General features: G+C 56.8%; 15 protein-coding genes and 2 pseudogenes. 6 read left to right on the plus strand and 11 right to left on the minus strand.

The features are described from left to right. Window positions 1-3 precede the first annotated feature (3 nt). Window positions 4-2,142 (plus strand): fatty acid oxidation complex subunit alpha FadJ, encoded by a 2,139-nt coding sequence (fadJ, locus tag CX650_RS01330; protein ID WP_071475926.1) that lies wholly within the window; start codon window positions 4-6, stop codon window positions 2,140-2,142. Window positions 2,143-2,363: 221 nt separating this feature from the next. Further along, window positions 2,364-2,606, plus strand: a pseudogene (locus CX650_RS20285) (IS5/IS1182 family transposase); the annotation flags it as partial. A gap of 60 nt (window positions 2,607-2,666) precedes the next feature. Here CX650_RS20285 and CX650_RS20115 read toward each other — a convergent pair. From CX650_RS20115 to CX650_RS01385, 11 genes and pseudogenes are all read right to left on the minus strand, one after another. Next, on the minus strand, window positions 2,667-3,068 hold the full coding sequence (locus CX650_RS20115) for a hypothetical protein (protein WP_167388619.1): 402 nt from the start codon (window positions 3,066-3,068) through the stop codon (window positions 2,667-2,669). A gap of 528 nt (window positions 3,069-3,596) precedes the next feature. Then, entirely contained in the window at window positions 3,597-4,451 is an 855-nt protein-coding gene (fhuF, locus tag CX650_RS01340; protein ID WP_101094813.1) for a siderophore-iron reductase FhuF, read from the minus strand. Further along, window positions 4,442-5,317, minus strand: a complete 876-nt coding sequence (locus CX650_RS01345; protein WP_101094814.1) for an ABC transporter ATP-binding protein — start codon at window positions 5,315-5,317, stop codon at window positions 4,442-4,444. The genes fhuF and CX650_RS01345 overlap by 10 nt, the downstream gene beginning before the upstream one ends. Next, window positions 5,314-6,375, minus strand: a complete 1,062-nt coding sequence (locus CX650_RS01350) for a FecCD family ABC transporter permease (protein ID WP_101094815.1) — start codon at window positions 6,373-6,375, stop codon at window positions 5,314-5,316. The genes CX650_RS01345 and CX650_RS01350 overlap by 4 nt, the downstream gene beginning before the upstream one ends. Then, window positions 6,372-7,421 carry a FecCD family ABC transporter permease gene (locus tag CX650_RS01355; RefSeq protein ID WP_101094816.1) on the minus strand — a complete coding sequence of 350 codons (1,050 nt, stop codon included), beginning with the start codon at window positions 7,419-7,421 and terminating at the stop codon, window positions 6,372-6,374. Before CX650_RS01355 ends, CX650_RS01350 begins: the two co-directional genes overlap by 4 nt. After that, entirely contained in the window at window positions 7,418-8,542 is a 1,125-nt protein-coding gene (locus CX650_RS01360) for an iron-siderophore ABC transporter substrate-binding protein (RefSeq protein WP_101094817.1), read from the minus strand. Before CX650_RS01360 ends, CX650_RS01355 begins: the two co-directional genes overlap by 4 nt. A 65-nt stretch (window positions 8,543-8,607) precedes the next feature. Further along, a complete protein-coding gene (locus CX650_RS01365) occupies window positions 8,608-10,776 on the minus strand; it encodes a TonB-dependent siderophore receptor (protein ID WP_101094818.1) in 2,169 nt (722 codons plus the stop codon). A gap of 22 nt (window positions 10,777-10,798) precedes the next feature. Further along, window positions 10,799-12,691 (minus strand): IucA/IucC family protein, encoded by a 1,893-nt coding sequence (locus tag CX650_RS01370; RefSeq protein ID WP_101094819.1) that lies wholly within the window; start codon window positions 12,689-12,691, stop codon window positions 10,799-10,801. Beyond that, on the minus strand, window positions 12,688-13,305 hold the full coding sequence (locus CX650_RS01375; RefSeq protein WP_101094820.1) for a GNAT family N-acetyltransferase: 618 nt from the start codon (window positions 13,303-13,305) through the stop codon (window positions 12,688-12,690). Before CX650_RS01375 ends, CX650_RS01370 begins: the two co-directional genes overlap by 4 nt. Then, window positions 13,305-14,650: pseudogene (locus tag CX650_RS01380) on the minus strand (lysine N(6)-hydroxylase/L-ornithine N(5)-oxygenase family protein). Before CX650_RS01380 ends, CX650_RS01375 begins: the two are co-directional and overlap by 1 nt. 10 nt (window positions 14,651-14,660) lie before the next feature. Further along, window positions 14,661-16,229: a pyridoxal phosphate-dependent decarboxylase family protein gene (locus CX650_RS01385; protein ID WP_208622101.1), complete on the minus strand. Its 1,569-nt coding sequence runs from the start codon at window positions 16,227-16,229 to the stop codon at window positions 14,661-14,663. 559 nt (window positions 16,230-16,788) lie between these two features. On the opposite strand from CX650_RS01385, the gene CX650_RS01390 reads away from it, so the two are divergent. Genes CX650_RS01390 through CX650_RS01405 form a run of 4 tightly spaced genes read left to right on the plus strand, consistent with a single transcriptional unit; the run spans window position 16,789 to window position 20,675 of the window. Further along, the gene (locus CX650_RS01390; RefSeq protein ID WP_101094822.1) at window positions 16,789-17,622 is read left to right on the plus strand and encodes a TetR/AcrR family transcriptional regulator; all 834 of its coding nucleotides are present in this window, start codon (window positions 16,789-16,791) and stop codon (window positions 17,620-17,622) included. Then, window positions 17,619-18,563, plus strand: coding sequence for an HlyD family secretion protein (locus CX650_RS01395; protein ID WP_101094823.1), 945 nt, complete (start codon window positions 17,619-17,621; stop codon window positions 18,561-18,563). Before CX650_RS01390 ends, CX650_RS01395 begins: the two co-directional genes overlap by 4 nt. Then, entirely contained in the window at window positions 18,560-19,555 is a 996-nt protein-coding gene (locus CX650_RS01400) for an ABC transporter ATP-binding protein (protein WP_101094824.1), read from the plus strand. Before CX650_RS01395 ends, CX650_RS01400 begins: the two co-directional genes overlap by 4 nt. Next, the gene (locus CX650_RS01405; RefSeq protein WP_039032838.1) at window positions 19,545-20,675 is read left to right on the plus strand and encodes an ABC transporter permease; all 1,131 of its coding nucleotides are present in this window, start codon (window positions 19,545-19,547) and stop codon (window positions 20,673-20,675) included. The genes CX650_RS01400 and CX650_RS01405 overlap by 11 nt, the downstream gene beginning before the upstream one ends. Window positions 20,676-20,678: the final 3 nt, after the last annotated feature.

A 20,678-nucleotide genomic window follows, 5' to 3' on the forward strand; every position in this document is an offset into this window, starting at 1 on the left:
CAGATGGAAAACAGCAACAAGAGTTTTAGCCTCAGCCGCCGCGACGACGGCATTGCCATTCTTTCCATGGATGTACCCGGCGAAAGCATGAATACCCTCAAGGCCGAATTCGGCCCTGAGATCAGTGCCTTGCTGAGCGAAATCAAAACAGACAGCAGTATCAAGGGCTTGGTGATCATTTCAGGCAAGCCCGACTCCTTCGTGGCCGGCGCCGATATCTCCATGCTCGATGCCTGTCAAAGCGCCGCCGATGCCCGCGAGCTGTCGAGCTCGGGGCATAAGGTGTTTGCCGAACTGGAAGGGCTGAAAATTCCTGTAGTCGCAGCCATTCACGGCGCCTGTCTCGGTGGCGGCCTCGAGCTGGCACTGGCTTGTCATCTGCGGGTGTGCAGTGACGACAAGAAAACCATGTTGGGGGTGCCGGAAGTTCAGCTCGGTCTGCTGCCGGGCGGTGGTGGAACCCAGCGTCTGCCACGCCTGGTGGGGATCACCACAGCGCTGGATATGATGCTTACCGGTAAGCAGGTTCGCCCCAAGCAGGCGCTTAAGATGGGGCTGGTGGACGATGTGGTGCCCAAGTCGATTCTGCTGGAGGCGGCGGTTGAACTGGCATTGGCCGGCAAAGCCAAGCGCGGTAAAGGCAAAAATAATCAACCTATGATGAACAAGCTGCTCGAAAGCAACGGCTTTGGGCAGAAAATCATCTTTGATCAGGCCCGTAAACAGGTTGCCAGAAAAACCCAGGGTAACTATCCGGCGCCGGACAAGATCATCGACTGTGTGCGGGTGGGGATGAGCCAGGGGATAGAGGCAGGTTTGGCCACAGAGGCGCGCCATTTCGGCGAGCTGGTGATGACGCCCGAGTCGGCGGCGCTGCGCTCCATCTTCTTTGCCACCACAGAAATGAAAAAGGAAACCGGCGCCGAAGGTGCTGAGCCCAGTCCGGTTCACAAGGCCGTAGTGCTCGGCGGTGGCCTGATGGGCGGCGGTATCGCCTCAGTGACCACCACCAAGGCCAAAATCCCGGTGCGGGTCAAGGATATCAGTGAGCAGGGACTCAGCAATGCGCTGGGCTATGCCTATAAGTTGCTGGATAAGGGCGTCAAGCGTCGGCATATGACCCCGGCGGTGCGCGATAAGCAGATGGCCTTGATGACGACGACTACAGACTATGTTGGGGTCAAGGATGCCGACATAGTGGTCGAGGCGGTATTTGAGGATCTCAATCTCAAGCATCAAATGGTGCGGGATATCGAGCGCGAATGCGGTGAACACACTATTTTTGCTTCCAACACCTCGTCGCTGCCCATAGGTCAGATTGCCGAAGCCGCCGCCAGACCGGAAAACGTCATCGGCCTGCATTACTTCTCGCCGGTAGAGAAGATGCCGTTGGTGGAAGTGATTGCCCACGATAAAACCTCGCCCCAGACGATAGCCACCACAGTGGCCTTTGCCCGCAAACAGGGCAAGACGCCGATAGTGGTGAAAGATGGCGCCGGTTTCTATGTTAACCGTATTCTGGCGCTCTATATGAATGAAGCGGCGCAGCTGCTGCTTGAGGGCAACAGTGTCGAGAGCCTGGATAAGGCGCTGGTGAAGTTTGGTTTCCCGGTCGGCCCTATCACTCTGCTCGATGAAGTGGGTATTGATGTGGGCGCCAAGATTTCGCCGATACTCGAAAAAGAGTTGGGTGAGCGTTTCGCTGCCCCCTCTGCCTTCGATAAGCTGCTCGCCGATGACCGCAAGGGGCGCAAGAACGCCAAGGGCTTCTATCTCTACGGTCCCAAAGCCGGCAAGAAGAAGGAAGTGGACAAGAGTGTTTATCAGGTGCTGGGGATAGCGCCGGGTGTTGGCGCCGAAAATGCCAACCTGGCAGAGCGCTGTGTGGTGCAGATGCTCAATGAAGCGGTGCGGTGTCTGGAAGAGGGCATCATAGCCTCTGCCCGCGACGGGGATATTGGCGCCATCTTCGGCATTGGCTTCCCGCCATTCCTCGGTGGGCCTTTCCACTATATAGACACCATGGGCGCCGATCAGTTGCTGGCCAAGCTGGAACGCTTCCAGAGCCGCTTCGGCGACAGATTCGCCCCGAGTGAATTGCTCAAGACCATGGCCGTAGAAGGGCGACGCTTCTTCGACTGACACTGATTGGAATGGCTGTTCTTCAAATAGCCTTTGAGTAACAGTGCTTTGAAATAACAGCGCTGCTTTAGTGTAAAAGCGGCCTCAGGCCGCAACCCTCCAACCAAACGCCCCGGTAAGGCTGTAAATCACCGGGGCGTTTTTTTATATTTTTCGCAGTCTGGAGTGAGCTAAAAATGAGTTCGGCACAGAGTAGACAAGGGGAACCAAGACGACAAAGGGAACCAGGACATCCTCGAAATAAGACTGTGGATGCACTCAAGGCAGAAGAGTTGAAGCTATGGAAGTTGATGAATAACTGCCATCTGCGTTCCTTGTCCGAGAGCGCCATGTATCGCGATAAACAACTTATCAGTGCCAAATTAAGCCTGTGTGATTATAACGGACAGGTGGGTGAAGCATTGGCTGGCGTTAAGGCATTAAACAAAGTCATAAGACTTGGTATGCCTGTTCGCCCGACAATCTTTTTCAGGAAGGGGAAAACAAGTAAGAAACTGGGCCTAGAACGGCCCAGAATTTGTTACTTAACGTTGGGCTTCATGTTTACCATTGCCATTACCAATATAGCGTTGCGAAAACAAAGTAGTCTGCCATCCACTACTGGTATAGAGCTGTTCCCAGGTATATACCCACCCTCCACGAGTTTGCACTATTGTCCTTTTATCTCCTTCAATCGGAGTGTTTGGAACCGGAACTGAGAGGGTATCCACTTCTTTTGGCGATGATGTGCAAACCTTCCCTGAATAAGTAACCTGGACCTCAATACTTGGGTCAAAGTTTGGGTCGTCTATGCCATCCTGCACGGAGTAACCACTGGCTACAAACTCTGTATCGTTGGTAAGGCAAAGTCTATTGTCGCTCGCTAACGTGGTTTGAGAGAACACAACAGCCGAAATCAATGCCATTGCTACACTTATATTATTCATATCAAATCCTTATGATTAACCAAAGTGAAACATCATGCTATCTGTTGTATGTTTTTTGTCCATGCCACTAAAGTGTTATCTCAGTAATACTTTGTATCATCCTACTGATATTTAAGCCATTTAGTGGATAGTGTCAGTGCCGAATTAAGGTGATGTTCTGATCGGAATAGGTACAAAAAAGAGTACAGCCTCAGAAAGTGAAGGCGCGTAATATTATGAATTAAAATGTTTTTTGTGAGCGGGCTGGTTTAAATGGCTTTGGTCGTCAAATCCTGAGTCCTGTGGGATCTGAACGGGTAAATCCCTAGGCGCCGCCGCTTCCGTGCCCGACCCAGTAAATGGGGGGAGGACTGGTTTGCTTGTCCTCCCGAAACATAACAGCAGCCAAAAGTAGAATTTTCTCGTGTATTAGCCGCTTGAGTCTCGGCATGAAAAAATCGCAATGTTTCTAACGATATTTCTAACGATGTTTCTAACATAGGATTCGCTATTTCCCAGTAGTGGCGCCTTGTATCCTAGTCTGTCAATCTATGCAGAGCATACACAAGACTTGCTGGTATCTTCCCCGCAACTGCCACCCTTACGGCGCCTGTGCTTATCCAGCGGGCAATCGGCGCACATTGGGGTGCAGGGAAGCTTGTGCCGCAGGCAACAGGCGATACGCGGGCTTTGCTGCTGCTTGAGCCTTAGCTTTCGCCAAAACGGATGGGCAATCGGCGTAACATGGGTACGTGGCTGTAGCTCAGCTTGCTCGAACATCTCTCTTATCAATTGCCTACGCCAACTGACGGGCAGTGACAACTCACCCAGATACCAATGCACAATATAGGCTTGATGGCTGAAGTGCAGCTTTGATGGCACTGGCCCCAGCGCTGCCAGACGCTCGACAATCGGAATAAGCAACCGCTCTAGTAAGCTTTCCCAACTGGCAAGTTGCCCGGCAGGAGCCGGATGGCTGACATCCGCATCAAGCAGCAGATAAAAAGTTTCTGCCCGGCCGTTATCAAAAGGTTCAAGGTACCAGTTGTCACTGCAAGCTGCTGATGTTATGGCGCGGTTAAGTGCGCTGCCGGGCTGACTGGCAAATAACCACAGCAGCAGGGGGGGTAGTTGCAGGCCGAAAAACCACTGACTCCACATGGAGTGCAGTGCCCGGGCGTCGATCTCGGGCTTTGTGGAACAAGTCGTGGACACCTTGGCTTGATAACTCAGGGCAAATTGCTGCAGCAGCGCCGGGTAATGTGCCTGGCTCAAGACCGAGTTCAAGCTGATGGCTTCTTGGGGTAACTGCTCCAGACTCTCTATGGCCTTGAAGTGCTCGCCATAGAAGGCGGCTTTTTGCGCCAGTAGTTGGTTGAGCTCGCTGGCAATACTCATTCCCATGACGGCAGTCCTCCGGTGGCAGTGTTGGTCGAATCCTCGCCGTCATGGTGTCCGGCAGATCTGGGGTGTGCTCTGGGCCTGGGGATAATCATCGGGCAGTTGGCCTCGGGATCTGTGATTATGCTGGCATTGATATCGAACACCTGTTCCAGCAGGGCCTCGGTCAACAGTGACTCGGGCGCGCCGCAGGCAATCAGCTTGCCATCACGCATCAACAGCAAGTGATCGCCGTAGCGCAGAGCCTGATTGATGTCGTGCAGCACCAATACCAAGGTGCGCCCCTGAACCACCAACGCTCGGCAAAAGTCGAGTACTGCCAGCTGGGCGCGGATATCGAGAAACGAGGTGGGTTCATCGAGCAGCAGTAAGTCGGTTTGCTGCGCCAGCACCATCGCCAGCCAGACACGCTGTTGCTGGCCGCCCGAGAGCTCGGCCACAGGCCTTTGTGCCAGTGTCGTTAACCCTGTGGCAGCCAGGGCTTGGGCAACCGCCAGCTCATCTTGCTCTGACCATTGGTGCCACAGGCTCTGATGAGGGTAGCGGCCGCGACTGACCAGCTCCTGCACATCTATTCCTTCCGGCAATTCCGGCTTTTGCACCAGCAATGCCAGCTCCCTGGCTCTGGCCTTGTTGCTCATCTGCGCCAAAGGGGTGTGACCCAAGATGACCTGGCCGCGTGTGGGCGGCAGTACCTGGCTCAAACACTTGAGCAGGGTCGACTTGCCACAACCATTGGGGCCAAGGATCACCGTCAGCTTACCCTTGGGGATGGCCAGGTTCATGGCGCTTATGATGGGCCGCTGGCCGTACTCGAGATAAAGCTCATGCCCACTGAGGGCAATGTCATAGTCAGGGTATTGGGTCATGATCTTTCTCCTTTCAGTCCCTTGGCCAGTTGCGGTTGTCCCCGGATTTCGCGGCTCAACAACAGCGCCAGATAGACGCCGCCGATGAGGGCGGTCAATACGCCCACCGGCAGCCTTTGGTTGCCCGGCAGCAATAAGGTGAGGGTGTCGGCCCCTAGCAGCAACAGCGCGCCTATCAGCGCCGAGCGCAGCAGTGCCAGTTGACGATTGCCAAAGCGGGCCAGATGTGGCGCCACCAAGGCGACGAAGGCCACGGGGCCGGCGCAGAGTACGGCGCCCAGCGCCAGCAAGGTGGCAAACAGCAGCGCCAGTGTTTGGCTTTGGCGCACCGGGTTGCCAAGCGCCTGAGCCAGTTCCTGGCCCAAGCTCAGCAGTGACAGACGGCGGGAGAGCAGCAACAGAGCGGGCAGCGCCAGCAGTAACACTGAGGTTATCAGCAGCACATCACCCCAGGTGCGGTGTGCCAGACTGCCGGACAGATACCCCAGCATCTGCTGCGCTTGCTCTCTTTGCACCAGTGTCAGTACAAACTGCACCAGGGCGATGGCAAAGGCGTTGATAGCGATGCCCATCAGCACCAGATTGCGGGAAAACTGCCATTGGCGTCCGAGTCCTGCGAAAAACAGCAGGAGCACAACCCCAGTGCCCAAGAGGGCGCCGGGCAGCAATGGCAGTTCCGGCAGCCATAATAACCAGAGGACGGCGCCGGCACTGGCGCCGGCATTGACCCCGAGAATATCCGGGCTCCCCAGCGGGTTACGGCTCAGACTTTGAAACACGGCGCCGGAGAGTCCCAGCGCCATGCCGGCGCCGAGGGCGCACAGGGCCCTTGGCAGGCGTGATTGCCACAAAAGCCAGTTTTCATAGTCGGAAGCTTCGGCAAACAGGGCCTTGGCAAGGCTCACCGGCGCCAGGCCCTGATGTCCCAGCATCAGGCTAAGTAGCAGTGCACCGACAAGCAAAAGTACAGCCAGCAAGGCAGCCCTTATGGCGCCGGTGGAGGGGGCTCTTAAGGTTATCGGGCCCCATTGCAAGATGGGAAAACGGGTGTGTTTCATGACGCCTCCTTGAGGTTTTGGCCTCGGGCCATCAGGTACAGAAACGGCGCTCCCAGCAGGGCGACCATGATGCCGGTCAGCAGTTCGGCCGGCGGCATCAATACCCGCGCCAACAGATCTGCCAGTAACACCATGGCGCCGCCTATCAAAGCGGCTCCCGGTAATAGCAGGCGGAAATTGAGCGTCAGATAACGCCTGGCCAGATGGGCACTGGCCAGGCCGACAAAGGCCAGCGGGCCGACAATGGCGGTGGCTGCGGCGCACAGCAAGGTGGCACCCAGCCAGGCGAGCTGCCCCTGCCAGCCCTGCGAGGCACCGAGCGCCTTGGCGGTATGATTATCCAGCAGCATCAGATTCAGCGCCGGCGCCAGCAGCCACAAGAGTGCCGCGGCGGGCAGCAGATAGGGCCAGAGCGCATGAAACTCCGGCCAGCCCAGCCCGGACAGGGAGCCCGCCATCCAATACCTGAAACCATCGAATAGCTGCGGGTTCAGCATTACTCTGGCCTGGACATAGGCCCCGAGCACGGCGCTGATGGCGGCGCCGGCCAGGATCAGCCTGACCGCAGCGGATTGCCCCTGGGATTGCTGCGCCCTGGACATCATATACACCAAGGCGCTGGCCAGCAGCGCCCCGGGCAAGGCCTGCCAGAAGAGACTCAAACCCGCTGTTGCGCTCCATAGCCCCAGAGTGACCAGAGAGGCGCTGGCGCCGGCATTGACGCCAAGCAGACCGGGATCCGCCAAGGGATTGCGGCACAGTGCCTGGATCACGCAACCGGCCATTGCCAATGCCATGCCGGCCAACATGCCGCACAGCAATCTTGGCAGCCTTGCCTGTAACACCAGCGACAGATGATCGTCTGCGGCCGGTTGCCAGAGCTTGCCCAGCATAGCCAGCGGTAGCGTGCGGGCGCCAAACAGCAGGTTGGCCAATACCAGCAGCGCCAGCATCGTCAGCAGCCCAAGCAGGGCTAAGGTGTTACGTCCAAGACGGCTCGGGGACTGGGTAGCTCCATGTTGCAGAAAAGTTTTTGGGTGTGTCATCCCGGCCTCCCGTTTTTATTCGATGGCGCGCCTGTATCTGCACCTGAATGGGCGCCTGTATCTGCACCAGTTTGTGTGTCTGATGGCCTGTTTGGGCGAGGGTTTTCTTGTTGCCCTGCCAGGGTTTGTTGCAGTTGCGGCACCAGCTTGGGAATAGCCCATTTAACGCTTAGCAGCGAGCCGTAGGAGCTGGCCATCACCAGCGCCGGGTCGGTTATTGCCAGATACCGACCGCGGCGCATGGCGGGCAGACGACGGATAACCGCCATGGCTTCCACCTCGGCTCTGGCCTTGTCCGAGCTGTACCAGCTGAGCAGCAGCTCGGCATCGTCCAGCATGTCGGCGTGCTCCAGTCCTATGTGGGCGGCGAAGTGGCCTCGGCTGGCATTGAGCCCAAAAAGTTGTGGCGGCAATACAAACCCCAGCGCCAACAGCAGATCCACTCTGGGATCGCCTGTGACATAAACCGAGAGATTGCCAACTCGACTGGCGGCATTGATATAGGCCAGGCGCACGCTATTGAACTGAGGATTTTCGGCGGCGACTTGGGCGATATAGGCCTGTTGCTGTTTCAAAAGTGCTTTGGCCTGCGCTTCTTTGCCGAGCGCCTTGGCTATCAGTTCCACCTGCTGCTTAACCGGTGTCAGCCAGGGTTTGTCAGGATAGGCGATGACGGGGGCCAAAGCGCTCAGCTGCAAAAAGCTTTCGCGGGTGATACCGGACTGGGGCGCCAGAATAAGATCCGGTTTCAACGCCAATAATCGCTCCACATCCAGCTCGGGGTAACTGCTGATGATGGCGGGCAGCGGCAGCTCTAGCGCTTCCAATGCCTGGCGAAACCAGGGCAGATAACCCTCTGCATCGCCGCCCCAGTAATGGGGTTCAATGGCGATGGGGACAACCCCTAAGGATAGGGTCCAATCTTCGGCCCCGGCTCCCAGGGTCACCACGCGCTTGGGCGGCGACTCGATGCAGCTGGTCCCGTGGGCCGTGGTAATGCAAACCGGATAACCGTCTTGCGGCGGTGTTTGGGCTTTGGTTTGCTGAGGGTCATAACAGCCCGTCAGCCCCAGGCTCAGAAACACGACAAGCGCCAACAGGCGCCTTGCTTCACACAACATATTTGTTATTCGCCCCGCAGTGCGGGGCGCTCCTTATGATGGATAATTTCACGGCATAACGCGGCTCAGAAACGGTAGTCCAGGGTGACGCTGAAGTTACGCGGCGCGCCGTACTGGTATTGGTCATAGAAGCCGAGCTGGCTGTAATAACTCTTGTCGAGCGCGTTATCCAGATTGGCCCTCAGGCTCAATTGTTCATTGAACTTGTATCTCGCCATCAACTTCACCAGGGCGTAGCTGCCTTGTTCCACTTCAACCTTTTTTCCGTCCGGTTTTGAGACTTGGCTATAGATGCGGCTCTGCCAGTTGACCCCGGCACCCAGCTGCAATCCGTGAAGCCAGCCATCGAACTCATAAGTGGTAAAGAGCTTGAGTTGCCGCTCCGGGTTGGTGGTGTTGATCTTTTGGCCTTGGGGGTTTTCGGTATCAAACTGGGTGTAGCCCAAGTAAAGATCCCAGTTGTCATTGATGGAGCCGTTGACCTCAAACTCGAAACCCCGGGTCTTGGTGCCGTCGACACTGAGATAAATAGGATTAGTGCTGTTGGGCAGGTTTTCGCCGGTTCGCTCACCAACATTGTCCTGACGGATCTCAAAGGCGGCCAGTGACAAGTCCAGCGCCTCATCGAACAGGCTGGCCTTGATCCCGGCCTCATAGTTGCTGCCCTTGATGGGGTCCAGGTAACGGCCATCGGCCTGAACCTTATTTTGCGGAGTAAAAATGTCCGTGTAGTTGGCATACAGGGCATATTCGTCGCTCAGGGCATAGGTCAGTCCCAGGTAGCCGGTGAACTCACCATCGACCTTATAGTCGTGTTTGGCACCAAAGTTATCCTGATCAGTCTCCCAGTTATCCAGGCGGCCACCGAGTACCATGGACAGGGCATCGGTCAGCTCAAGTTGGGAAGCGACATAGACAGATTGTTGCTTGGTTTCACCCCAGGAGCCGTAGAGCACCTTATCGCTCCATTGCGGCTTTGGGTAATCAAAGCCGGGTTGGCGGAAGTCTCCCAAAGGTGGCCTGGCGCCGAGTGCGCCATAGTAGGGGTTGGCAAAATCCTGTTTTTGTTGATTGGCACCGGCCACCAGTTGATGGTTGCGGCCAAAGGCATTGAAGTTGCCGGACAGCTTGAGATCAAAGGTGTGCTGAGTGCGACTGCCGTCGATAAAGGCCAAAGAGCCGGGGACCATGCCTTCATTGGTGACGGGATCCGGATTTTTCATGGGCCAGAGTACATCAAACTCCAGGCTGTTGTCGCCATAGATATAGCTGCCTTTAAGGGTCCAGTCTGAACTGAAATGATGCTCCAGAGTCACAAAGCTGTTGAGCGCATCTGTCTTGGCGGAGGCCCAACTGGGGGCGGTGGATACATGGCGGTCGTAATTGGTGCGGTTACCGTCACTGTCAAACAGCGGCAAGCCGCCGGACATGGTGCCTTCCGGCCTGGTATGCTGGAAATCACTGCCCAGGGTCAGCAGAGTATTGGCTCCTAAATCAGCCTCCAGGATGCCATACAGGGTTTGCCGCTGCTGCTCATATCTGTGTTGCCAGTTCTCCCTGTCCTGATAGGCCAGCACCACCCGGCCACGGATGCTGGCATCCTGATTGAGGCCACCGGAGAGATCGACCACACCGCGCAGCATATCCCAGGAGCCGCTGCTCAGGCTGACGCTGCCTTGAAACTCGGCAGTGGGCCGTTTTCGCACCAAATTGATGGCGGCGGAAGGGCTACCGGCACCCAGCATCAAGCCGGTGGCACCGCGTACCACTTCGATGCGTTCGTAAAGGGCGCTGTCCATCAGGTTGTCGCCATAGTTGAAACGGGTGTCATAGGTGGTTGCCACACCATCATAGAGAATGCTGCTGACCGAGATCCCGCGGGCGCTGATGGAGTATCTGTCGTTGTCCGAAGGGCGGGCGTTGATCCCGGCGACACTGGTCATGACATCAATGACAGAGTTGAGCTGCTGATCTTCAATGGCCTTGGCGGTGACGGCTGTGACAGACTGCGGCGTTTCGAGAAACGACAGCTTCATGCCGGTGGCCGTGCTCATGTCGCTCGCCTTGTAGCTTGCGGTTTTGTCTTTGGCACCGACGATTGTCAGTACCTCCATCTCTTTCTCATGGGCCTCACTCTTGTCGGCGGCGAACGCCGGGGCGCTCAATAGCACAGAGCAGAGAAGGGCGATGGGAGTCGGTTTGAAGCCATTAAGGGTTTGCATATTAATATCCATTTCCTGTTACTTCCTGGAAGGGTTATAAGGCCGGGTCTGCAAGACGCTCGGTCTGGGTTGATGTAATGCCAAAGCTGTGGCTGGCGGCAAAGGGGTGCAGCGGATTGTCGATATCGCCGGCAAAGCGCAGGTTCTTCTCCCTGTCTTCGAGATCTATCATCTGCTGGTTGTTATTGAGTTGGATCCGGTTCAGGCAGGTACGGACAAAGGTCGGCTGGAACAGATCGTAGCGGCGATACTTATCGGCAAACTGGGGGTGGGAGGCCTGATAATCACGTACCTTTCCAGCCACCAGAGCCCAGAATCCCTGTTCACTCAGGCTGGTGTGGCTATCGAGCAGCGGCGCCATAAAGCGGAAGATACAGTCGAAAATATCCAGCAGTATGTAGTTGAGTTTCATCTCCTCTTCGAGTGAGACCGCCAGTTGCGCCACTCGTCCCGGCAGCGGCGCACTGCCGTTGAGAATTGCGACTTCTTCGCCTATGTCCTTCATCAATATGGTGACAGGCACCTTGTCATCCAGCACCAGAATAAGGTTCTCGCCATGGGGCATAAACACCAGATCGTAGGCAAAGAAGGCGTGCAGCAAGGGGGTAAGGTAGAGATCCAGCAGCCGGCTCATCCAGTCGTGGGCGCTCAGGGGGGATGCTTTAATAAGCGCCGCCAGCAGGCTCTGCTGCTGGCTATCCTGGTGCAGCAGCGCCGCCAGGGTCATCAGTTGCTGGCCGGGTTTTACCAAAGGCTCGCCCTGGAAGCTCAGAGCATAAGGGCTTTCACGCCACAGTGCCGAGAGCATCTTCTTGTAGGGGGTGTCTTTCTCCAGAGCCTGCTCATAATACCTGTGGTGATAGCCTATGGCAGCGATTTCCCTGAGCAGCACAAATCTTTGCTTGGCAAAGAAAGGGTCGCTGTCGATAAGCTCGGCGACAAAGGCGTTGATCTCCGGGGTGCGGCTCATGTAGTAGGGCGATAAACCCCGCATAAAGCCCATATTGAGAATCGACAGCGCCGTCTTCACGTAACAGCGCTTGGGTTGGCTGAGGTTGAAGAAGGTGCGGATGGATTGCTGCACCTGATATTTATCATGGCCTTGTCCCAGGTAAATGAGGCGATCGCGGGCCAGATCGGCGGCAAATATGCGGCTGATCTTTTCGCGCCACTGCCATGGATGAACGGGCATCAGAAAATAATCGTCCGGTTTTTTGCCCTGTTGCCGTATTTTCTGCTCAAATCTGAGCAGCAAGGCATCGCCTAACTCCTCTTGCAGCAGTTGGCGATAGTCGAGCCCAGCTATCAACGCCAGGCTGGTATGTTCACTGCTGACCGCCAGCCACTCGAGTTGCAGCGGTTGGCCGCTCTCCGGCGTAAAGACACGCCAGTCATCGACATCAAAACCTATGCGGCCATTGTTGGCGACAAACACAGGGTGGCCTTCGGTCATGGCCGCTTCTATCTGTTGATAGTCGCAATCCACCAGCTCCTGCACCGGCTTTGCCTGCCAAAGGAGTTTGAAGGCCTTGCTGTAGAGGGTGCTGGTGATCTCTTCAAGATAGGTGGGCAGCAGTGTATCGCTTATGCCGAGCCTCTCCTTGAGGGCGATGATAAGCAGCATGGCGTCCGGCTGTTGCAGCTCGCCATCTTTGAAACACTCGATGGAGTCCGGCGCTATCTGCAGCTGATCCAGCTGATAACGGCGGCCGCTGAAGCGGTAGCAGAGCTGACCATCCCGGGTATCCAGCTTGAGCTGCCAACAGGCCTCTTGCTCTGCTTCTGCTGGCAACAACAGCTCTGGCGCTATTAGCTTTTCATGACTGAATTCACTGAGAATTTTCGCCAGCAGATGGCGGCTTGCCTGGTTCCAGATGGCAGGCGTCAGATGGCTGAGACGGGGCTGTTCGATAATGGATGCTGTCATTGTGTGGCTCCTGTTGCCAGTGCGGCACTGAACCCAGGCAGGGTGCAAAAACCCAGCATGGCTTGTTTGTTTTCCAGTTGAATGGCGTGGCTGTAACAGATGCCTACCGCACGGTTCAGCGGGTGTATCTTGTGGTTGTTGATATCCGGCTCTACCACCAGGCGGGCAAAGCCCAGATGCTGCAGTATCAGAGACGCCACAGCTGTGATGGCCTGGCGGCTGAAACCGCGCTGCGGCTTAGTGGGAGGAGCCAGCAGCAAATGCATGCCGCAATCGCCGTGTTGGCAGTCAAAGTGTTGGCCCACTTTATCAAAGCGGGGATCGTACAGCTCGGTATAGAGCACAGGCTCAGCGCCGCGATAGGCCATCAGGCCAAACTTATCTGCAGCGGGGGCGAGCTCAACGCGGCGCTCGGTGGGCGTCAAGGATTGCATGCCCCAGAAGGCGGCATAGTCGCGGCCGAGCCAGTCGCTCAGGGTGTCAAAGTGCTCGCTTTCCTGATAGGCGCAAAAATCAAAGTCGTTGATCTTGAGGCGCTTGCCCGGCGCAAAGCCGTATCTGGCGCTGAAGCCGGCTGTGTCGGCAGCCGGATTGATTGCTGTTTGAGAGGTCATCAGCTGGCCTCCCGCTGCAATGCGTGATTGCTGCTGTGCCGGTGTTTGGGTGCACTGGCGTCTTGCTTGGGAATACCAAAGCTCTGGAAGGCAATTTGCTGCTCTATCTCGTACGGTGCTTGGCCCAGGATCTGCCGCAATATGGTGGCGTTGCGATAGCAGCCCATTCCCAGATCCGGCGAACACAGCCCGTGGGTGTGCAGCCCCAGGTTCTGAACAAAAATTCGCCCGGCCTTGTCTATGTGATAATGACGCTGGACATCGGGATCGCCCTTTTGATCGAACAGCAGCTGCGAGTGGAGCGGCTCGAGAAAGTCCGGCAGTCGGTAGCAGTAGCCCGTGGCCAGCACCAGTGCCGAACTGGTCAGTTCGAACTCCTGTTCAAGCTCCGTATGTTTGCAACCCAGCAGCAGTTGCTGTCCGTCGCTGTGAACGCTTTGCAGTGCCGTGTTGGTCAGCAGCTGTACATCAAAGTCACAGTGCAGGCGTTTTTGGTAAAGCAGATCATAGATGCTGTTGATCAGATCGGCGTTGATCCCCTTATAGAGGCTCTTCTGTGAGCCGATAAGCTCTCGGCGCTGCACCTCGGGCAGGGCGTGGAAATAGTCGATATATTCTGGCGAGGTCATCTCCAGTGTCAGCTTGGTGTACTCAAGCGGGAAGAATCTTGGTGAGCGGGTGAGCCAGCGCAGGCGATAACCGTATTTGTCGATATCCAGCAGCAGATCTTCGAAGATCTCTGCCGCGCTCTGGCCACTGCCGACTATGGTGATGTCATTTTGGCTCTGCAGCGCCTGTTTACGGTGCAGATAGTTGGCCGAGTGCAGTACCCGCTTGTCGGCGCCGGGGCAGAAGTGGGGCATCCAGGGTTGGGTACCGGTTCCCAGCACCAGGTGGCGGGCGCGCAGGCTTAGCTCTTGGCCACTGACTCTGTCCTGCCCCTTGACCAGATAGGTGTCGGTTTCGGCATCGAAACTGACCCGGGTGACCTTGAAATTGAATTTAAGGTTACTCAGCTCGGCGCAGACCCATTGGCAGTAGCGATTATATTCCTGCCGCGGCAGGAAGAAGCTTTCGCGAATATAAAAGCTGTAGAGTCGGCCTGTCTGTTTGGCGAAGTTCAAATAGCTGTAGCGGCTGGTGGGATCGGCCATGGTCACCAGGTCCGACATAACAGGGTCTGCAATCTGGACGATTCCAGCAACATGCCGGGATGCCAGTCGAAACCGGCGCCGGCATCGACAAACAGGCACTCAAGACCGTCAAGCGGCTCGGCCAGGGCCGCCAGGCTCAGGTTAAAGGGGCCGATGCCTATACCCAGGATATCGTAAATTTTGGTTTGCATCAGTTCCTCCTCAGGCGCTGCAAAGCGCGCTGGTCTTGTAGTGACGGGCCTGCTCGCGACCGATTTTGCAGATGTCGGTCAATACGGCTTCGATATCCTCGAGTCGGGTGTGAGGGTTGAGCAGGGTAAACTTGAGATATTGGCTGCCGGCCACCTTGGTCGCTGCAATCATGGCGCGGCCTTCGCGGGCCAGACGGGTGCGGATATGGCGATTGCATTCATCCAGTTCGGCGCTGCCGAGTGCCGGGTCGTTGAAGCGAAACACCAGGGTGGTCAGCGACGGGCGCTGCGCCGTCTGCAACTCGGGGAAACGGCTAAAGCTTTTATAAAGCTCGGCTGTGGTGGCAATCAGGGTGTCGAACATCTCGCCTATGGCATCCGGCCCGGCGGCTCTCAGGCTCAGCCACAGCTTGAGGGCATCAAACCTGCGGGTGGTCTGCAGGCTCTTGTTGACCAGATCCGGTACTCCGGCCTGGGCCTGGGATTCAGGGTTGAGGTAATCGGCATGGTAGGTGAGGTAACCGAGCACGCCTTTGTCCTTGACCAACAGCGCCGAGCAGCACACGGGCTGGAAGAAGGACTTATGGAAATCCAGGCTAACTGAGTCGGCCAACTCTATGCCTTCGAGGCGTTGGCGTTGGGTAGGTGACAGCAACAAGGCGCCGCCGTAGGCTGCATCCACATGCAAATAACAGCCGAACTCGCGGCAAAGGGCAGCGATGGGCGCTATGGGATCTATGGTGCCAAAGTCAGTGGTTCCAGCGGTAGCGACCACGGCGATGGGGATCAGTCCTGCCGCTTTGAGCTGCCTGAGTTTGCCCGCCAGCGCCTTGGGATCCATGCGCCGATTGGCATCACAACCGACACTCACTACCGCCTCGTGTCCCAACCCTAAAAGTGCGGCCGCTTTTTGGATGCTGAAATGGCTGAATTCAGAGCAGAGAATGCGGTAGCGGTGAGCATTGGTAGCCAGACCGGCCAGAACATTGCCTCTGTGACCCGGCTCAAGGCTGCCGGCTAACTCCCTGGCAAGCAGCAGCGCCATCAGGTTGGACTGGGTGCCGCCGGTAGTGAAGACACCGTCAGCAAATCCCTGATATCCCACGCGCTCGCAGGCCCAGTCGATAACCTTCTGTTCAATCAGAGTCCCGCCGGCGCTCTGATCCCAGGTTTCCACCGCAGTATTGATGGCTGAACTCAACAGCTCGGCCAACAAGGATGTGAGCATCACAGGGCAGTTGAGGTGGGCCAGATAATCCGGGTGTTGGAAATAGATGGCGTGGCTGAGATAGAGCTTGTCCAGTTCGGCCAGAACTTGCTTAATGTCCCCGAGGGGGCGGTTGAGATTGATATCGGAAAATGCGCTTTGCAGCTCTTCGGGGCGAATGCCACTGCTGGGGCCATCCAGCCGTTCAAGGCGGTGTTTCAAGGTATCCATGCCCAGTTGCATCAAGCGGGAGTAGTGGTGTTCGGGTGCGATACCAAAGAGTTCAGTGTGGGGAGCGAACGGCAGATGGCCGGCGGCATCATAGCTCGGGTCATTGCTCGCCTGTTCAGGCTCCATGCTGGGGTGGGTCACTTTTGCCTCCTTTGCGACTGACATGAGGTCAGTCATCAATGACAAGTCACCCAGGGATAAGGAACTACTTCGGCCTTTCCCTGGGCCATTCCTTTTTTGCTGTCATCCTTTTCTTAACGACAGCGGCGACAAATTAGCACGCACCCAAATACAAATGCAAATGATTCTCACTTGATTTGTGTAAAGATGTAACCGCCTTGATTGGACCCCTGTATCAATCACAACAAATTGCTCAGATAAAGACTGAATAGAGAGTGGCGGAACTGACTGTGGTGGGATTGCCGGCGATTGAGTCAAGAGTGACGGAGTTGGCGCAATCGGCGGCGAGGCAAAGGGTGGAGTCCAAGGAAGGTGCGCACAAGTCCTATGTGTGCTCTTTGTCGGCTTACAGACCGGAATGCAAGAATTCCCTAATACAGCGGAGCAAGCTTGCGCAAATATCCTTCGAACCGGGCCGACTAAATTCCTCAACATAGGCATGAATGAAGAATTAACTCACTGCCATATAAGCACTAAACTGAGTATATTCATCACAAGAGGAATTTTTGAGGAGCAGGGGATGAAAGCCACAGCCGGTCGTCCTAAAGGCCATTCGGGGGCCCGGGATGCTTTGATAGAAGCCGCGCGCAGTTGCTTTACCCTGAAGGGGTATGAGCGGGTTTCCACCCGAGAGTTGGCGCGCAAGGCGGGAGTGGATGCGGCGATGATCCGTTATTACTTCGGCTCCAAGGCAGGCCTGTTTGAGGCCATGGTCAGAGACACTATCGCCCCTGTACTGGAAGCCTTCAAACACTACAATAATGCCGCGCAAAGTCGTCAATCTGCCTCTGAGGGCTTTGCAAACAGCCCTGAGCTTGGTAATAACAGCCCTGAGCTTGGTAACAATAGCCCTGAGCCGAGCAACAAAGGTTCTGAGCCGAGCAACAAAGGTTCTGAGCGGAGCAAGATGAGTCTTGATCCGAGCAAGAAAAGGCCTGAGCCAGGTTTTGGCGGGCCATTTGAGTTGATGCAGGTCTATTACCGCGCCATGGCTGCCAACCCGGCCTTGCCCGGGCTTATCATCCAGGTATTGAATCACAGAGAAGGCAGTGAAGCCTTCGATGCCCTTGCCAGCGTGTTCAGTGACATACTCAGCCGCTCGAGGCTGTGGATCCGCCAGCTTGGGCAAGATCAAGGCCTTAATCCCAACCTGGACCCTACCTTGGCGCGGCTGAGTTTTGTCAGCCTGATGGTGTTTCCGCTGATCGCCCCGGCCCATCTGATGCGGGACTTCGGCGTCGAATTGAACGAAACCTGGTTCAAACAGCTGGCAGAGCACAATGCCAAAGTCCTGCATCAAGGCTTATTGCGCCAGGATATTGCCGCCAACCCGGGCAGTGAGGAACCCCAATGAACAAGATATCCCTGATACTGACAGCGACACTATTGCTGTTGCAAGCTTGTGGCGACAGCGGCGAAAGCCGCGCCATGGGCACTCTGGAGCGGGATCGTATCCAGCTTTCAGCCCCCGTTGCCGAGCTGATAGCCGATATCCATGTGGCCGAGGGTGACAAGGTCGAGGCGGGGCAGTTGTTGCTGCAATTGGACAGCCGCAGCGCGGCAGCCAGAGTGGCACAGCGCCGCGCCGAATTGGCTGAGGCCGGCGCCAGGTTCGATGAGTTGCAACAAGGTGCCAGGGTAGAAGAGCGGCGGGCGGCCAGAGCCGCCATAGAGGCGGCGACGGCAGCCGCGACCGAAGCCAGACTCAGATATCAGCGCACCCGCGAACTGTTTGCCGCCAAAGTGGTGGGGCAGGCGGAGCTGGATGCGGCCATCGCCGAGCGGGATCACACCAAGGCCTTGGTCGAGCAGGCCAATGAACAATGGTTGCAACTGGAAAACGGTACCCGCAGCGAACAACTGGCTCAGGCCGAAGCCAGAGTGGCAGCCGCAGCGGCGGCGCTCAAGGCCGAGGAGAAAGCCTTGGACGACCTCAGTCTCAGGGCGCCGCTGGCATCAGAGGTGGACATATTGCCCTGGAAGAGGGGCGATCGAGTGGCTCAGGGCACTCAACTTGTCGCGCTTTTGGCACTGGATAAACCCTATGCCAGAGTCTATCTGCCGCAAACGGCCATCAGTAAGCTTTCCCGCGGCGACAAGCTGGAGGTCTGGGTCGATGGGGTGGCGCAGCCGCTCAAAGGCACAGTCAGAAATATCCGTTCCCAACCAGCCTTTACCCCGTTTTATGCCCTCAATGAGCGCGATCGTGCCAGATTGATGTATCTGACAGATATCGATGTCGAGGGCGCCGAGTCTCTGCCCTCAGGGCTGGCGCTGGAGGTACGACTGCCATGACTCAATCAGCTGATGCCGGTGCTTCTTCGGCCATTCAAGCTACCTTGTCCATTGATTCTTCCAAGGCCATTGAAGCTCCCCTGGCCATTGAAGCTCACGGACTGACCCGGCGCTTTGGTGAGTTGACCGCGGTGGATAATCTCAGTCTTGCCATCCCCCGTGGCAGTATTTACGGCTTTCTCGGCCCCAACGGTTGCGGCAAGTCCACTGCGATCCGGCTGCTTACCGGCCTGTTGTTGCCGGATGCCGGTGAGGTGACCGTATTGGGAGAGCCGCTTGCCGGTAACGAAGAGGCGCTCAAGCAACGTATAGGTTATATGACCCAGAAGTTCTCTCTCTACGATAATCTGTCTGTGCTGGAGAACCTTAGATTTGTCGCCAGTATTTATGGCCTGTTCGGCCGCCGCGGCAAGGCGCGCATTGAAGAGCTGCTGCATCTGTATAGCCTGGAGGGCAGGGAGTCTCAGTTGGCCGGCTCCATGAGTGGTGGTCAGAAGCAGCGTCTGGCACTGGCCTGCGCCACGCTGCACTCCCCCGAGCTGTTGTTTCTCGATGAACCCACCTCGGCGGTCGATCCGGAAAACCGCCGCGAGTTTTGGGAGCGGCTGTTCGATCTCTGCGCCGCCGGGACCACTATTTTGGTGTCAACTCATTACATGGACGAGGCGGAGCGCTGCCATGCATTGGCAATCCTTGAGCGTGGCGCCAAGCGGGCCGATGGCTCCCCGGCCGAATTGATGCAGCAGATGGACGCCAGCGTGGTGGAAGTGAGCGGTGAGCAGCTAAGGGCGCTCAAACAACAGTTGGTGGCCTTGCCTGAGGTTGTTTCTGCCGCTCAGGTAGGCACCCGGCTCAGGGTGTTGGTGCGGCGTGATGCCACAGATCCCATCGCCTTTCTCAGCCCCTATTGCGATGGGCGCAAGCTCGCCATGGCGCGCCCCAGTCTCGAAGATGTGTTTGTATCCTGCACCGGAGGTCGACATGTGGGCTAGGATATTGGCGATCATGCTCAAGGAGCTCAGGCAGCTGTCGCGGGATAGGATGACCTTCGGCATGATAGTGATGATCCCTCTGGTGCAGCTGCTGCTGTTCGGCTACGCCATCAATACCGATGCCAGGCATCTGCCTGCCGGCTTGGTGGATATGTCCGCCAGCAGCTACAGCCGGGCCTTGGTGCAGGCGGTAAAGGCCACCCAGGTGGTGGACTTCAAGGCAAAATACGCCTCTATCGAACAGGCCGAGGCGGCCATCACCTCGGGGGAAGTGCGCGCCGTGCTCTATTTGCCGGCGGATCTCAATGCCCGTCTGGTGAATCATCCAGCCTTCGACCGTCGTCAAAGCGACAGCCAGCTTACCCGGCCCGTGGCCCAGTGGCTGGTGGATGGCTCGGATACGGTTATCGCCGCCGCGATCCGTAGCCTGAGAAGCATGCCGCTCGATGAAGTGGCCGATTTCAGCAGCCAAAACCGGGTGCCAAGCTTTGAGGTGGTGCAGTATTTCAACCCGGAGCAGCGCACTGTGGTTAACATAGTGCCCGGCTTGCTGGCGGTGATTTTGACCATGACAATGATCATGTTCACCTCTGCCGCCATTGTCAGGGAAAGAGAGCAGGGCAATATGGAGTTTCTGATCACCACCCCGGTCAAACCCATGGAGCTGATGGTGGGGAAAATCATCCCCTATGTGCTGGTGGGGCTTATTCAGGTGAGTATTATCCTCAGCGTGGGCCACTTCCTGTTCGGTGTGCCGGTGCGCGGAGGTCTGGACAGCTTGTTGCTGGCCTCTTTGCTGTTTATCTTTGCCAGTCTGAGCCTGGGCCTGGTGATCAGCACCATTGCCAAGACCCAATTGCAGGCGATGCAGCTGACGGTATTTATCCTGCTGCCCTCAATTTTGTTGTCAGGCTTTATGTTTCCTTACGAAGCTATGCCAATTGCGGCGCAGTGGATTGCCGAAGCGCTGCCGGCGACCCACTTTATGCGTATGGTGCGCGCCATAGTCCTGCGTGAGGCCGATATCCTGATGTTGGCTAAAGATGCCTTTTGGCTGGGGGCGTTCACCCTGGGAGGCGTGTTGCTCGCTTCATTGAGGTTCCGTAAGCGTTTGGGATGAGCG

Source organism: Shewanella indica (assembly GCF_002836975.1).
Taxonomy (GTDB): Bacteria; Pseudomonadota; Gammaproteobacteria; order Enterobacterales; family Shewanellaceae; genus Shewanella; species Shewanella indica.

Coding starts and splice junctions, on each gene's coding strand:
- fadJ (WP_071475926.1), top strand. CDS start 4: ATGGAAAACAGCAACAAGAGTTTTAGCCTCAGCCGCCGCGACGACGGC.
- CX650_RS20115 (WP_167388619.1), bottom strand. CDS start 3,068: ATGAATAATATAAGTGTAGCAATGGCATTGATTTCGGCTGTTGTGTTC.
- fhuF (WP_101094813.1), bottom strand. CDS start 4,451: ATGGGAATGAGTATTGCCAGCGAGCTCAACCAACTACTGGCGCAAAAA.
- CX650_RS01345 (WP_101094814.1), bottom strand. CDS start 5,317: ATGACCCAATACCCTGACTATGACATTGCCCTCAGTGGGCATGAGCTT.
- CX650_RS01350 (WP_101094815.1), bottom strand. CDS start 6,375: ATGAAACACACCCGTTTTCCCATCTTGCAATGGGGCCCGATAACCTTA.
- CX650_RS01355 (WP_101094816.1), bottom strand. CDS start 7,421: ATGACACACCCAAAAACTTTTCTGCAACATGGAGCTACCCAGTCCCCG.
- CX650_RS01360 (WP_101094817.1), bottom strand. CDS start 8,542: ATGTTGTGTGAAGCAAGGCGCCTGTTGGCGCTTGTCGTGTTTCTGAGC.
- CX650_RS01365 (WP_101094818.1), bottom strand. CDS start 10,776: ATGGATATTAATATGCAAACCCTTAATGGCTTCAAACCGACTCCCATC.
- CX650_RS01370 (WP_101094819.1), bottom strand. CDS start 12,691: ATGACAGCATCCATTATCGAACAGCCCCGTCTCAGCCATCTGACGCCT.
- CX650_RS01375 (WP_101094820.1), bottom strand. CDS start 13,305: ATGACCTCTCAAACAGCAATCAATCCGGCTGCCGACACAGCCGGCTTC.
- CX650_RS01390 (WP_101094822.1), top strand. CDS start 16,789: ATGAAAGCCACAGCCGGTCGTCCTAAAGGCCATTCGGGGGCCCGGGAT.
- CX650_RS01395 (WP_101094823.1), top strand. CDS start 17,619: ATGAACAAGATATCCCTGATACTGACAGCGACACTATTGCTGTTGCAA.
- CX650_RS01400 (WP_101094824.1), top strand. CDS start 18,560: ATGACTCAATCAGCTGATGCCGGTGCTTCTTCGGCCATTCAAGCTACC.
- CX650_RS01405 (WP_039032838.1), top strand. CDS start 19,545: ATGTGGGCTAGGATATTGGCGATCATGCTCAAGGAGCTCAGGCAGCTG.